This is a genomic window from Halopseudomonas pelagia (assembly GCF_009497895.1).
Taxonomy (GTDB): domain Bacteria; phylum Pseudomonadota; class Gammaproteobacteria; order Pseudomonadales; family Pseudomonadaceae; genus Halopseudomonas; species Halopseudomonas pelagia_A.
This window is the reverse complement of sequence record NZ_CP033116.1, coordinates 2,566,296-2,579,081: the sequence shown is the minus strand read 5'-3', so window position 1 is coordinate 2,579,081 and position 12,786 is coordinate 2,566,296. Positions and strand designations below refer to the sequence as shown.

The following is a 12,786-nucleotide window of genomic DNA, read 5'->3' as shown; positions in this document are numbered from 1 at the left end:
CTGCATTTGTCTGCATGCGTGAAGGTAGCCAAAGCAACTCGAAAAGGGTTAGTCCTGATTCAGAATGTCGATGTAGGCAGTGTAGGCAAATACCCGGTTGCGTTTCTGGCCGGTGAGTTCACGTACCAGCGCTAGACTGGGCTGGGATAGCAGCTCCATAACCTTGCCTGCAGTAGCTGCGGTGATGCCGCCATGTTTTACCAGGGTGTTGATATTGGCAATAGGGTATTCAAAGAGTACCTCCAATACCTGCCTGGCAGACGGCGCCATGCGGCCAAGACCGCTTACCAGTTCACTGTGATCACTGCGCAGGGTATTGAGCTGTTGGGCTGTGCTCACGGCTTGCGTGGCGGTGTCGGCGACAGCATCGACAAAGAATAGCAGCCAACTTTCCCAGTCTCCGGTTACGCGCACCTGTTGCAGGTGTTCGTAATAGATCTGCCGATGTTTTTTGAAAAACACCGACAGGTATAACAACGGCTGGCCAAGAATATTGGCACTGACCAGTATCAGCGGAATCAGCAGGCGGCCCAGGCGACCATTGCCATCCATAAAGGGGTGAATGGTCTCAAACTGCACATGCGCCAGGGCGGCTTTAATCAGGGGATCTGTAGCTTCCGGCACATCATTGATGAAGCGTTCCAGCTCGGCCCAGCAATTGGCTAGCTCGTTTGCAGGCGCGGGTACAAAGGTGGCTTCGTCTGCGCGATGACCGCCAATCCACACTTGATTCTTGCGGAACTCACCTGGCCCCTTACTGATGCCTCTACCGGAGGTCATCAGGGCTTCATGCATTTCAGTCAGCAGTCGAAAACTGATGGGGTGACCGTCTCGGATGCGCTGCATGCCCAGCTCCAGCGCGCTGACATAGCAGGAGACTTCCTGCACGTCATCCATGGGCACGCCGGGCATGCCATCCATCTCATAGAGCATGAGGTCACTAAGGGAGGATTGCGTGCCTTCGATCTGCGAGGACATGACCGCTTCTTTTCGCACATAGCTGTACAGGAACAGCCGTGCATCTGGCAGCAGCGTGCTGATGGCGTCCAGACGACCGAGCGCCAACATGGCCTGGCTGATACGGCCCTGTAGCTTGTTATCCAGTTGCAGCGGCGGCTGTGGTGGTAGCGCTGCCGGGATGAAGGCTTTGCAGGCCACGCCACCCGCGATGTTAGGGACGTAATGCCCTGTTGTGCCGCGTTTCATGCTTGCTCCAGGTTAAAATAACGGTCGTCGTTAATTTAACTTAAACAGATAAATAAAATAAAGTGCTGAGTTATTTTAGGTTTCCTTAAGGAGCAACCTAAGCCTTCATTTACACCGCGCCGTCCACAACTGATCCCAGCGGGTGGTGTAGTTCGGGCTTTTCAGTTCCTGCTTCATGCCCCATTCGGGCGTGACCGGCACCCGGGCGGGGCGCATGGTGCCCCTGCCCCAGCGGTTGTTGATGCTGTCCAGCACGCTCATGACTTTTTCAGCGGCGACGGGCTGAGTCTCTGCGAACAGGTCATCGGTGAACTCGCCCTGTTGGCGCAGATCCAGCAGCATCACTTCCGCCTTGGCATAAGCGTGCCCTTCCCTGAACACGGCTTCCAACCCTTGTAGCGCGGCGCGGATAATCAAGCGGGTATCGTCCGTGGGGTATGGCAGTTCGCAGACTATGCCTTTGGCAAATTTGGCTTCGGTGGGGTTGAACATGCCGGTGCGGATGGCGACCCGGACCTTTTTGCACAGCGAGCCTTGCGCCCTTAGTTTCTCGCATGCGCGGGATGCGTAAGTGGCCACCGCCTCGCGAATCGGCTCTATGTCTTTCAGGCGGTGACCGAATGAGCGGCTGCTGCAGATTTCCTGCTTGGCCGCGGCCGCTTCTTCCAGCGCCAGGCAGGATACGCCGCGCAGTTCGCGGGCGGTCTTTTCCACTACGATGCTGAACTTCTGGCGCAGGGTCCAGGCGTCTGCCTGGGCCAGATCCCACGCGGTTTTTATGCCCATGTTGGTGAGGTGTTCATTCATCCGCCGGCCTACTCCCCATACTTCATTGACCTTGACCGCCTTCAGCACCTTGTCTCGACGCTCCGGATCGCAGATATCCATCACCCCGCCGTAATGCTTCTGCCAACGTTTGGCCGCGTGGTTCGCCAGCTTGGCCAATGTTTTGGTCTGGGCTATGCCGACACAGGTGGGTATGCCGGTGGTTTTCAGCACGGTGGCTCTTATCTGGCGGCCTAGCTGGTCCCGGTCCTGGATGCCGTTCATATCGGCGAAGGCTTCGTCAATTGAGTACACCTCCAGGCCCGGTACCAGGCTTTCGATCACGGTCATGACGCGCTCGCTGATATCACCGTACAACGAATAATTACTGCTGAAGGCGAGGATGCCGTGCTGCCTCAGTACTTCATGCACCTGATGGTAAGGCGCACCCATTTTGACGAAAGGTTTGGCATCGGCAGAGCGAGCGATGACGCAGCCGTCGTTGTTGCTCAGCACCACAATGGGCGTGCGCGCCAGATCAGGCCGGAACACCCGCTCGCAGCTGGCATAAAAAGAGTTGCAGTCGATCAACGCAAACACCGGGTCAGCCATGACACAGATGCCCGTGTATGTTGAATTTCACCACACCCCAGATCAGCAGCTCATCGCCTTCCATCACATATACCGGCGGATACTTGGGGTTCTCAGCTCTCAGCACCACCTCGTCACCGCGGATGCACAGGCGCTTTACCAGCGCTTCGCCGTTAATGGCGGCGATCACGATATTGCCGTTCTGCTCTTTAACGGCGCGGTTGACCACCAGAATATCGCCATCAAATATGCCTGCACCTTCCATGCTGTCGCCGGCTGAACGCACCAGGTAGGTGTGCGGCGCGTCGATATCCAGCAGTTCATCAAGGGACAGCGCCTGCTCCATATGGTCCAGCGCCGGGCTGGCAAAGCCTGCAGAAACACGCGAGGAAAAAAAAGGCAGCTCAATCAGCGAGCTGCCCAAGGGGCCTAAATTGGTGAGGACGTTCATATCAGGTAACCTTGATAAATACTGTACGTACATACAGTAAACGAAATTACCCCTACCGGGTCAAAAGAAATGTGTAATTCGGTGGACCCTGGCTGATAAAAGAGCAAAGCAGACTCGATCTGTTTCAGGCCTCGCCCTTTCCATGGCATCTCGCACGCACTTATTTCTCGATAAATTATAACGACTGGTCTATATATAGATTTAACTATCAGTCGGAGAACTATCGTGGACACAACACAAGCCATACCCGCCGGTTTCAAACCCCACACCCGCAAAAGCGGCCTGACCGATCCTTGGGAACCAATTTACGCTGCCAGCGTTGAGAGCACCTTCTGCCTGGGTTTGCTGGCCGATGCGCCGCACGTGAACAGCCGCGGGTTTGTGCATGGCGGGCTTCTCTCGGCGCTGGCGGATAATGCCATGGGGCTGAGTTGTGCCAGGCAGTTGGAGAACATCGGTGGGTTGGTGACCGTGAGCATGACGATCGATTTTCTGGGTACGGCGCACGTGGGCCATTGGGTGGAAGTGCGTGCGACGCCGTCGCGTGTTGGTAAATCGCTGTGCTTTGCTGACGCGAATATCTACTCCAACGATCAGCTCTGCGCGACGGCCAAGGCGGTGTTCAAGGTGCAGCCGCTGAAATGACCGAGGAATACTGCCCTAACCGCGCAAGGTCAAAAACAACCGCAGGTCCAGCTCCAACTGGTGATAGTCCGCCTCCATATGCTGGCACAACTGGTAGAAGCTTTTGTTGTGCTCTTTCTCGCGCAGATGCGCGAGCTCATGCACCACGACCATGCGCAGTAACGGTTCTGGCAGGGTTTTCAGGATCGCTGAGACTTTGATTTCGTTCTTGCGCTTGAGCTTGCTGCCCTGCACCCGACTGACGAACTGGTGCTGGCCCAGAGCGTTGTCGATGACGTGCATGCGGGTGTCGAAGAACACCTTGCTGACCGGATCGCTGCTGCGCATGTGTTGCTGCTTGAGGCGCTGGGTGTATTCATACAGCGCGGCGTCGGACTGGATCAGATGTTGGGTTTGCGGCGGGTAGCGCTGTTCCAGCCAACTGCCGAGCTGGTTCTTGTCGATCAGCGCCTGCACCTGCTGTTGCAGGCTGGGGCTGTATCCGTTGAGGTATTTGAGCGTGGCCACGGTAACTCAGGTGTACTTGGTAAAGATGCCGCGCAGCTGCGCCAGCTTTTCGGCATTGCTCTGGTTCGGGTCGAGGATGGCATCTTCCGCCAAGCACACGAGCATTTCCTGGTAAGCCTTGTCGAGTGCCTTGCGCGCCGCACTGAACTGTTGCGCCACTTTCTCGCATTCATCCCCCCGCTGGATCATCGACTGGATTCCACGCACCTGCCCTTCCACCCGAGCAAGACGTTTGAGTATCGCGTCGCGGCTTTTTGATTCTTGCGTTTCATTAACGTTCATCAGTTCAGTCACGGCCTATGGCGGAAGAATAACCTTAGATTTTATATTCCTTAATAATCTAAGCATAGAACAAAAAAACAGGTACGATCTTTCTTAATTATATACCCCTAGGGGTATCAAGAAAGGAGCACCATCATGCAACCCAAGGTTAACGAATTTTTCGATTCGGCTACTAGTACCTATAGCTATGTGGTTTCGGATCCTAGCACAGCGCGCTGCGCGATCATTGATTCGGTACTGGACTATGACCCGGCGTCTGGGCGCACCTCGCACACAAGCGCTGATCGTCTGATCCAGTTTGTTAGAGACAATCACCTGCAGGTGGACTGGTTGCTGGAAACCCATGTGCACGCCGACCACCTTTCGGCCGCACCCTATCTTAAGCGTGAACTGGGTGGCCAATTGGCAATTGGCGAGAACATCACCGTGGTACAGAACACCTTTGGCAAACTGTTCAATGCTGGTACCGAGTTTGCCACCGATGGCCGTCAGTTCGACCGCCTGTTCAAGGATGGCGATACCTTTCAGGTGGGCAATATCCAGGCCAGTGCGCTCCATACCCCGGGCCATACTCCGGCGTGCATGACCTACCTGATCGGCGATGCCGGGTTCGTAGGTGACACGCTGTTCATGCCGGACTACGGCACCGCGCGCTGTGACTTCCCCGGTGGCGACGCTCACACGCTGTTTCAGTCAATCCGCAAGCTATTTACCCTGCCCGACGATACCCGCCTGTTCATGTGCCACGACTACAAGGCACCCGGGCGCGACGAGTATCGCTTTCAGACCAGCGTTGCGGAAGAGCGCGCACACAACGTGCATGTACACGAAGGTATCAACGAGTCGGACTTTGTTGCCATGCGCAGCAGTCGCGACGCCACACTGGGCATGCCGACGCTGATCCTGCCGTCGGTGCAGGTCAACATGCGTGCAGGACAACTGCCACCAGCCGAGGGCAACGGTACCCGCTACCTGAAGATCCCCCTCGACATGCTATGAGGTAATGACCATGGACACCCTGAAACACCTGAGCCCCTTTTTTGCGGTGTCGGCTCAACTGCAACCTGCTGACATGGGCGCGCTGGCGACCGCCGGCTTTCGCAGTGTGATCAACAACCGGCCGGACAATGAGGGCGAAGGCCAGCCCAGCTCGGCCGAAATACAGGCTGCAGCGCAGGCCAATGGTCTCGAGTATTACTACCTGCCGGTGCTTTCAGGGCAAATAAGCGAGGACAATGTCAGCGCCTTCACCGATTTGCTCGGCCAGGCACGGGGTCCGGTTCTGGCGTTCTGCCGCACGGGTACGCGGTCGACCAGCCTTTGGGCGCTGAGCGAAGCGCACCACCTTGATCCGGTGGTGCTTCTGAATACGGCGCAAGCCAACGGATATGACATCAGCAGTCTGGCGTCGCGGCTGGAACAGCGCTGGCAAAAAGATCCGCTGGCGATGCCGCAGAGTCGCCCCTCACCAACCCAACGATACGACGTTCTGGTAGTGGGCGGCGGCGCAGCCGGTTGTGCGGTCACTGCCAGCCTCTTGAAGCGTGAACCGCACCTGCGTGTCGCAGTAATAGAGCCGCGCGAGCAACATTACTATCAACCCGGCTGGACGCTGGTGGGCGCTGGCGTTTTTGACCGGGCGCGCACCGAGCGTCCGATGGTGCGCTGCATCCCCCATGGCGCACACTGGATTCGCGCAGCCGTTGCAGGCTTCGAGCCCGAGCAACAGTCTGTAGTACTGGAGGATGGCGGGCGCGTTGGCTATCGCAGCCTGGTGGTGTGCCCGGGCTTGAGCTTGCACTGGGATGCGGTGGACGGTCTCAGTGAGACTCTCGGCAAAAACGGCGTGACCTCCAATTACCAGTTCGAGTTGGCGCCCTACACCTGGCAACTGGTGCAAGGCCTGCGTAAGGGCCGCGCGCTGTTTACCCAGCCACCCATGCCGATTAAATGTGCCGGCGCGCCGCAGAAGGCCATGTATCTTTCCTGTGACTGGTGGCAAAAGCAAGGCGTGCTGCCGGATATTGATGTGGAGTTTTGTACCGCGGGCGCGGTGCTGTTCGGCGTGCCCGCCTTCGTGCCGCCCTTGATGAAATACATTGAACGCTACAACGTTCAACTCGGGTTCAGCACTACCTTGACTGCGGTTGACGGGGCTGCACACAAGGCCTGGTTCAACCAGGTTGATGCGGCGGGAAACACACAGGTTATCGAGAAATCATTCGACTTTCTGCATGTGGTGCCCCACCAGCGCGCGCCGGATTTTATCCGCCAGAGCCCACTGGCCAACGCTGATGGCTGGGTTGATGCCGACCACGAAACCCTGCGCCATCCACACTACGGCAATATCTTCAGCCTGGGTGATGTGTGCGCCGCACCCAATGCGAAAACCGCCGCTGCAGTGCGCAAGCAGGCTCCGGTAGTCGCTGAGAATGTGCTTGCCGTCCTGGCCGGCAAAGGGCCACGGGCGCTTTATGATGGCTATGGCTCATGCCCGCTGACTGTAGAGCGCGGCAAGGTGGTGCTGGCCGAGTTTGGCTACGGTGGCAAGCTGCTGCCGACCTTTCCTCTCGATCCGACCGTTCCTCGTCGCCTGGCCTGGGACCTGAAAGTGAAGATGATGCCTACTATCTACTTCGACATGATGCTGCGTGGCCGTGAATGGCTGGCCAAACCCGTGCGCCTGCCCCATGAGCCCGTAGCAGTTGAAGCCCCGGCGGCCTGCGACTTTGGCAAGGAACAGGCTAAGTGAAATGGGCCCGCTGGCTGCCCTGCATCGGTTGGGGCCGGGATTACAACCGTAATAAAGCGACGCAGGACGCGATGGCAGCACTCATCGTAACGCTGATGCTGATACCGCAGAGCCTGGCCTACGCGATGCTGGCTGGTCTGCCGCCGGTCATGGGGCTGTACGCGAGCATACTGCCGCTGCTGGCTTACGCCGTATTCGGTTCCAGCCGCACGCTGGCAGTGGGCCCGGTGGCGGTGGTTTCTCTGATGACGGCTGCAGCCCTCGCGCCGCTGTTTCCAGCCGGCAGCGAAGCCTACATCGGTGCGGCCATGCTCCTGGCCCTGCTCTCCGGTCTGCTACTCAGTGGCATGGCCTTTTTGCGGCTGGGCTTTCTTGCCAACTTTCTCAGCCATCCGGTGGTGTCTGGTTTTATCAGCGCCTCCGGCATTCTTATCGCCATCGGACAGCTCAAGCATCTGCTGGGTGTTTCTGCTTCTGGCCAGAGCCTGGTGCAGATTGTGCCGCGGCTATGGCAGTCGCTGGCCGCCACGCATTGGCCTACGCTGTTGATCGGGCTGCTTAGCCTGGCCTGGTTGTGGTGGGCGCGGGCACGGCTAAAACCTGCGCTGCAACATGCGGGGCTGTCCGCACAAATGGCTGGCAACCTGGCGAAGGCGGGACCGGTATTGGCCATTATCGTTGCGATAGCGGCGGTCACGTTATTGCAGCTGGACAAGGTTGGGGTCCAGGTGGTCGGTGTCATTCCACAGGGTTTGCCTGGGCTGACATTACCCACGTGGGACCTGGATCTGATGGTGCAACTATTACCCGCCGCACTGCTGATCAGTCTGGTGGGTTTTGTTGAGTCGGTGTCCGTTGGCCAGACCCTGGCTGCCAAACGCCGCCAGCGCATCGAACCGGATAACGAATTGCTCGGCCTCGGCACCGCTAATCTCGGCGCAGCCTTCAGCGGCGGATTTCCGGTCACTGGCGGCTTTGCTCGCTCAGTAGTCAACTATGATGCCGGCGCGCAGACGCCCATGGCCGGGGTTTTTACCGCCGCTGGTATCGCTTTGAGCGTGCTGTTGTTGACCCCGCTACTGCACAATCTGCCGCATGCCGTGCTGGCCGCTACCATCATTGTTGCTGTGCTCAGCCTGGTTGACTTCAGATCACTGGGCCGTACATGGCGCTACTCACCTCAGGATGGTGCGGCGCAATTGGCTACCCTGCTCGGCGTATTGCTGATTGGCGTCGAAGCCGGGATCCTGATCGGTGTTGGTCTTTCCCTATTGTTGTTCCTGTGGCGCACTAGCCAGCCGCACATGGCGGTGGTTGGCCAGGTGCCAGGCACCGAGCATTTTCGCAATGTCGAACGTTTTGCGGTTATCGAGTCGCCCAGCGTGTTGTCCCTACGGGTCGATGAGAGTCTGTATTTCCCCAATGCCCGCTACCTTGAAGACCGGATTGGCGATCTTATTGCCAGGCGTCCGCAAGTTCGTCATCTGGTCCTGATGTGTTCGGGGGTCAACCTGATTGATGCCAGTGCGCTGGATTCGCTGGAGACCATCGTTGAGCGCCTGCACACGGCCGGCGTGCAGTTGCATCTATCTGAGGTCAAGGGGCCGGTAATGGACCGTTTGCGCCGTTCCAGTTTCCTTGACCACTTCGGCGGGCAGGTTTTTATCAGCCAGTACGAAGCGATGAATACCCTTGCCCCCTCCGTGCGCCAGCCCCACCAACCACCAGCTCCCAGAAAAACGGATGAAAACTGCCCGCGACCTGGTAACTGAAGGTATCTGGCACACCCACCTCGACCGGCAGTGACTAATCAGAGCCACTGCCGGCCAGCGGCTAGAAAAACCCCAGCGGATTCACGTCGTAGCTGACCAGCAGGTTTTTGGTCTGTTGGTAGCTGTCGAGGATCATCTTGTGCGTTTCCCGCCCTACCCCGGATTGCTTGTAACCACCGAAAGCGGCGTGAGCTGGATACAGGTGATAGCAGTTGGTCCACACCCGGCCTGCCTGGATCGCCCTACCCATGCGGTAAGCGCGGTTGGTGTCGCGCGTCCACAGCCCTGCACCCAAGCCGAACTGGCTGTCATTGGCGATGGCCAGTGCTTCTTCTTCATCCTTGAAGGTGGTGACGCTGACCACCGGGCCAAAGATTTCCTCCTGAAAGATGCGCATCTGGTTGTTGCCCTTGAGCAGGGTCGGCTGGATGTAAAAGCCTTTGTTCATATTGCCTTCCAGTTGCTCTGCACTGCCGCCAATCAGAAACTCTGCACCTTCCTGCCGGGCGATTTCCATATAGGACAGAATCTTGTCGAACTGCTGCTCGGAGGCCTGCGCGCCGACCATGGTGTCGGTATCCAGCGGGTTGCCGCGTGTGATGCTTTGCGTGCGTTTGATCGCCATGGCGATAAAGTCGTCGTACATGCTGTCCTGGATCAACGCCCGCGATGGGCAGGTGCAGACTTCGCCCTGGTTGAAAAACGCCAGCACCAGGCCTTCGACGGCTTTGCTGATAAAAGCTTCTTCAGCTTGCATGATGTCGGCAAAGAAGATGTTCGGCGACTTGCCGCCGAGCTCTACGGTAGAGGGGATAATGTTTTCCGCAGCGGCATGCATGATGTGCCGGCCGACCGGGGTTGAGCCGGTGAAGGCGATCTTGGCGATGCGCTTGCTGGTGGCCAGTGCTTCACCGGCTTCACGGCCGTAGCCATTGACCACGTTGAGTACACCGGGTGGCAACAGATCACCAATGATCTCCATCAGCACCAGGATGCCCAGCGGTGTCTGTTCAGCCGGTTTGAGTACCACGCAATTTCCGGCCGCCAGCGCCGGCGCCAGCTTCCAGGCGGCCATCAGTAGCGGGAAGTTCCAGGGAATAATCTGGCCCACGACGCCCAGCGGTTCATGGAAATGATAGGCGGTGGTGAACTCGTCAATCTCCGCCAGCGTGCCTTCCTGAGCACGAATACAACCGGCAAAGTAGCGGAAGTGATCGGCCGCCAGCGGAATGTCGGCATTCAGCGTTTCACGCACGGCTTTGCCGTTATCCCAGGTTTCGGTAACGGCGAGCTTTTCCAGGTTCTGTTCGATGCGGTCAGCGATCTGCAGCAGGATATTGCCCCGCTCCTGCACGGAGGTTTTGCCCCAGGCGGCCCTGGCGGCGTGGGCTGCGTCCAGTGCTTTCTCGATATCTTCAGCGCCGGACCGGGGAATTTCACAGACCGCGTCGCCGGTGACGGGGGAAATATTGCTGAAGTACTGCCCTTTGACCGGCGCGACGAACTCGCCGTTGATGAAGTTGCCGTAACGTTCCTTGAACGAAACGACGGAGCCTTCCGCTCCGGGATTTGCATAAATCATGATGGTTACCCTCTGCACTGTGCCTGGCCCGTTGCGAGCCAGATCATGGGACAGTACTGATTACAGCAGAGGGTTGCCGGGTACGCCTGTTTCGCCAGATGATCTGGGTTACTGGGTATTACCAACAGCGAGTGCGACTAGCTGGCACTCAGGCGGCCGAGGTTTTGCCGGAGCGGATATGACCCGCCCTGCCCTCAATCGTCGTGCGCAGCTTTGGCAAAGCGCCAAGCATGAACAGCGCTTCTGCGACGACAAACAGCGGGCCGATGATCAGGCCGGCAACGTCGTCAATAAAGGCCGGCTTTTTGCCCTCCCAGAAGTGACCGATAAACTGGAACGCCCAGCCGACCACAAAGAGCCCGACACCGGCAGACAACCAGAGCGCAGTCGATTCAGTCGCCAGCAGCGCACCTGCCCAGACCGACAGCGCCATCAGCACGCTCATGATCACGCCCAGAAACCAGTCGAGCTTGAGGTAGTAGAAGGACGCCGCCAGCCCTGCCAGCAGCGCAGGTGATACGGCAATACCCGCCAGCTCAATGGCGGGCCGGGATAACAGAACGGCAACACCCACCACGATCATCGGAATGCCGATAAAGTGAGTGGCGATATTGCGCGCGTCGCGGTGGTAAGCCGCGTATTGCGACAGTTGGTCTTCCAGGGTTTTCATCAGAACCTCCAGGTTCGTGGATAGCTTGGAAGACAGTAGCGCGGACAGACCTATGTGGCGAATGGTGAATTTTCAGGCAATTCGATGCACACGATTCATTAATATACTTATTCGTCATCCTTGCGAAAGCGGGGATCCATTGTCGGGGCTTTCGACGGTGCGGGAGTTTGGGATGCCAAAGTCAAAATGGATTCCCGCTTTCGCGGGAATGACGGGAGAGGGGCGGGAATGACGGAGGGCGGGAATGACGGGATGGGCGGGAAAGGCAGCTTACCGCTATGCCGCAGTAATCGGCTTGTCTGGATACCAGGCATCCAAGAGCGGGCTGACTTCAACTTTTGTCAGTTCGCTACGGCCCTTGAGCCAGCTCTCCACTGCTGCACGCTGCTCTTCACTGACCGAGCCACGCCCGGCCAGACAAACCAGGCCGAAGTCTTCGCCGCCAACATAATCCAGGCCGTTTGCATCCAAGGCCTGCAGGATGAACTGGTCGAGAAAGGTATCAATCTCTTCAACGCTGAGGTCGTCTTTCAAGTCCAGATTCAGCTCAAAACCCAGCTCCTGAAACTCATCAACACAGAGCTTTTTGCGCAAACGACGCGAACGGGTGGTAGCCATGAAAATTCCTCTTGGATGGTTTAAAGCGGGGAGAATAGCAAACTTGAAGGTCGAACAGAGTACAAAGCTCGCACCTCATACAAATGCGCTACTGACATTAAACGTATTCAGAAACGTCGAGCGCCAACCAACTCATCCAATACTCGAGTGGGAATGCGAAACGGCACAGACATGTGATCCTCACCCTGTTCGATCTGGAAGTCGCTGCGTAACCCGTATTGAGACAGATCCTGCAGCCTCAATTGCAGAGCGCGGGCATCCTGGATTGACTGGACCAGATCGCGCTCGGCCACCAGCAGCGTCAGACTGCTGTGGGTCAACTGCAGTTGCCCCGCATGCGCCTGCTGGGTGAAGGCCCGCTCATGGGCCAGCAGGTAGCGATCGCGCCACCACAGGCTCGGACTCACCGCCACCACGTGCTGGAACAAAGCCGGCCGAGTGAACAGCGTATAGACGCCGAACATGCCGCCGAAGGAATGCCCGACCAGGCTGCGCTGGTCCTGATCGACCTTGTAGCGCTCGGCCACCTTCGGCATCAGGCGCTGCTCGATGAAGTCGAGGAACAGATCCTGCCCGCCCTGCGGTGGTTCGTTGCGCTCGGGAGGTTGCGGCGGTGACAGGTCGAAAGCCCGACGCTCGAAGTCCAGCGGCGTGTCGCTCGGATAGCCGATCGCTACAATGATCGATCCCTGCAGACGCTTCTGCGCACGCTTGGCCGCATGGAAGGCCGGAAAATAGGCATTGCCATCGAGCAGGTAAATCACCGGATAGCCGCCGGTATAGGGCACATCGCCCTCCGGCAGGCTGATCATGATCCGGTATTCGCGGCCCTCGTTGCTCTTCATGATCCACTGCTCGGTGCCGTCCAGCGTCACTGGTTCGGCCCGCGCGAGCGACAGCACGCCGAGCAGCACGATGCCCAGCGCAGTACGCAGCCAGTTCACG

At 58.1% G+C, this 12,786-nt stretch carries 13 protein-coding genes; 4 read left to right on the top strand and 9 right to left on the bottom strand.

Going from position 1 to position 12,786, the window contains the following annotated elements:
- Positions 1 to 48: 48 nt before the first annotated feature.
- From EAO82_RS12130 to EAO82_RS12120, 3 genes are all read right to left on the bottom strand, one after another.
- Positions 49 to 1,206 (bottom strand): Fic family protein, encoded by a 1,158-nt coding sequence (locus EAO82_RS12130; protein ID WP_096344876.1) that lies wholly within the window; start codon positions 1,204 to 1,206, stop codon positions 49 to 51.
- Between the two features lie 105 nt (positions 1,207 to 1,311).
- Positions 1,312 to 2,583, bottom strand: a complete 1,272-nt coding sequence (umuC, locus tag EAO82_RS12125) for a translesion error-prone DNA polymerase V subunit UmuC (protein ID WP_096344875.1) — start codon at positions 2,581 to 2,583, stop codon at positions 1,312 to 1,314.
- Positions 2,576 to 3,013: a LexA family protein gene (locus tag EAO82_RS12120; protein ID WP_096344874.1), complete on the bottom strand. Its 438-nt coding sequence runs from the start codon at positions 3,011 to 3,013 to the stop codon at positions 2,576 to 2,578. Before EAO82_RS12120 ends, umuC begins: the two co-directional genes overlap by 8 nt.
- A 225-nt stretch (positions 3,014 to 3,238) precedes the next feature.
- Between EAO82_RS12120 and EAO82_RS12115 the strand changes: the two genes are divergently transcribed.
- The gene (locus tag EAO82_RS12115; RefSeq protein ID WP_096344873.1) at positions 3,239 to 3,658 is read left to right on the top strand and encodes a PaaI family thioesterase; all 420 of its coding nucleotides are present in this window, start codon (positions 3,239 to 3,241) and stop codon (positions 3,656 to 3,658) included.
- A gap of 15 nt (positions 3,659 to 3,673) precedes the next feature.
- Here EAO82_RS12115 and EAO82_RS12110 read toward each other — a convergent pair whose 3' ends face one another.
- Both EAO82_RS12110 and EAO82_RS12105 read right to left on the bottom strand, forming a co-directional pair.
- Positions 3,674 to 4,165, bottom strand: a complete 492-nt coding sequence (locus EAO82_RS12110) for a M48 family metallopeptidase (RefSeq protein WP_096344872.1) — start codon at positions 4,163 to 4,165, stop codon at positions 3,674 to 3,676.
- Between the two features lie 6 nt (positions 4,166 to 4,171).
- Positions 4,172 to 4,447, bottom strand: coding sequence for a metal-sensing transcriptional repressor (locus EAO82_RS12105; RefSeq protein WP_096344919.1), 276 nt, complete (start codon positions 4,445 to 4,447; stop codon positions 4,172 to 4,174).
- 135 nt (positions 4,448 to 4,582) lie between these two features.
- Between EAO82_RS12105 and EAO82_RS12100 the strand changes: the two genes are divergently transcribed.
- From EAO82_RS12100 to EAO82_RS12090, 3 genes are read left to right on the top strand one after another with little or no spacing between them, the layout of a single operon-like run.
- On the top strand, positions 4,583 to 5,446 hold the full coding sequence (locus EAO82_RS12100; RefSeq protein WP_096344871.1) for an MBL fold metallo-hydrolase: 864 nt from the start codon (positions 4,583 to 4,585) through the stop codon (positions 5,444 to 5,446).
- A gap of 10 nt (positions 5,447 to 5,456) precedes the next feature.
- Positions 5,457 to 7,199 (top strand): bifunctional protein tyrosine phosphatase family protein/NAD(P)/FAD-dependent oxidoreductase, encoded by a 1,743-nt coding sequence (locus EAO82_RS12095; protein ID WP_096344870.1) that lies wholly within the window; start codon positions 5,457 to 5,459, stop codon positions 7,197 to 7,199.
- A complete protein-coding gene (locus EAO82_RS12090; RefSeq protein ID WP_096344869.1) occupies positions 7,196 to 8,971 on the top strand; it encodes a SulP family inorganic anion transporter in 1,776 nt (591 codons plus the stop codon). The genes EAO82_RS12095 and EAO82_RS12090 overlap by 4 nt, the downstream gene beginning before the upstream one ends.
- Before the next feature lie 61 nt (positions 8,972 to 9,032).
- Here the strand turns inward: EAO82_RS12090 and EAO82_RS12085 are convergent, their stop codons facing one another.
- The 4 genes from EAO82_RS12085 to EAO82_RS12070 all read right to left on the bottom strand — a co-directional run bounded on the left by EAO82_RS12085 (position 9,033) and on the right by EAO82_RS12070 (position 12,785).
- Positions 9,033 to 10,553, bottom strand: a complete 1,521-nt coding sequence (locus EAO82_RS12085) for an aldehyde dehydrogenase family protein (RefSeq protein WP_096344868.1) — start codon at positions 10,551 to 10,553, stop codon at positions 9,033 to 9,035.
- A 148-nt stretch (positions 10,554 to 10,701) separates the two neighbouring features.
- The gene (locus tag EAO82_RS12080; protein ID WP_096344867.1) at positions 10,702 to 11,223 is read right to left on the bottom strand and encodes a DUF962 domain-containing protein; all 522 of its coding nucleotides are present in this window, start codon (positions 11,221 to 11,223) and stop codon (positions 10,702 to 10,704) included.
- A 276-nt stretch (positions 11,224 to 11,499) separates the two neighbouring features.
- Positions 11,500 to 11,841 carry a YggL family protein gene (locus tag EAO82_RS12075; RefSeq protein WP_096344866.1) on the bottom strand — a complete coding sequence of 114 codons (342 nt, stop codon included), beginning with the start codon at positions 11,839 to 11,841 and terminating at the stop codon, positions 11,500 to 11,502.
- A gap of 107 nt (positions 11,842 to 11,948) precedes the next feature.
- The gene (locus EAO82_RS12070) at positions 11,949 to 12,785 is read right to left on the bottom strand and encodes an alpha/beta hydrolase (RefSeq protein ID WP_096344918.1); all 837 of its coding nucleotides are present in this window, start codon (positions 12,783 to 12,785) and stop codon (positions 11,949 to 11,951) included.
- Position 12,786: the final 1 nt, after the last annotated feature.

Coding starts and splice junctions, on each gene's coding strand:
- EAO82_RS12130 (WP_096344876.1), bottom strand. CDS start 1,206: ATGAAACGCGGCACAACAGGGCATTACGTCCCTAACATCGCGGGTGGC.
- umuC (WP_096344875.1), bottom strand. CDS start 2,583: ATGGCTGACCCGGTGTTTGCGTTGATCGACTGCAACTCTTTTTATGCC.
- EAO82_RS12120 (WP_096344874.1), bottom strand. CDS start 3,013: ATGAACGTCCTCACCAATTTAGGCCCCTTGGGCAGCTCGCTGATTGAG.
- EAO82_RS12105 (WP_096344919.1), bottom strand. CDS start 4,447: ATGAACGTTAATGAAACGCAAGAATCAAAAAGCCGCGACGCGATACTC.
- EAO82_RS12100 (WP_096344871.1), top strand. CDS start 4,583: ATGCAACCCAAGGTTAACGAATTTTTCGATTCGGCTACTAGTACCTAT.
- EAO82_RS12095 (WP_096344870.1), top strand. CDS start 5,457: ATGGACACCCTGAAACACCTGAGCCCCTTTTTTGCGGTGTCGGCTCAA.
- EAO82_RS12085 (WP_096344868.1), bottom strand. CDS start 10,553: ATGATTTATGCAAATCCCGGAGCGGAAGGCTCCGTCGTTTCGTTCAAG.
- EAO82_RS12080 (WP_096344867.1), bottom strand. CDS start 11,223: ATGAAAACCCTGGAAGACCAACTGTCGCAATACGCGGCTTACCACCGC.
- EAO82_RS12075 (WP_096344866.1), bottom strand. CDS start 11,841: ATGGCTACCACCCGTTCGCGTCGTTTGCGCAAAAAGCTCTGTGTTGAT.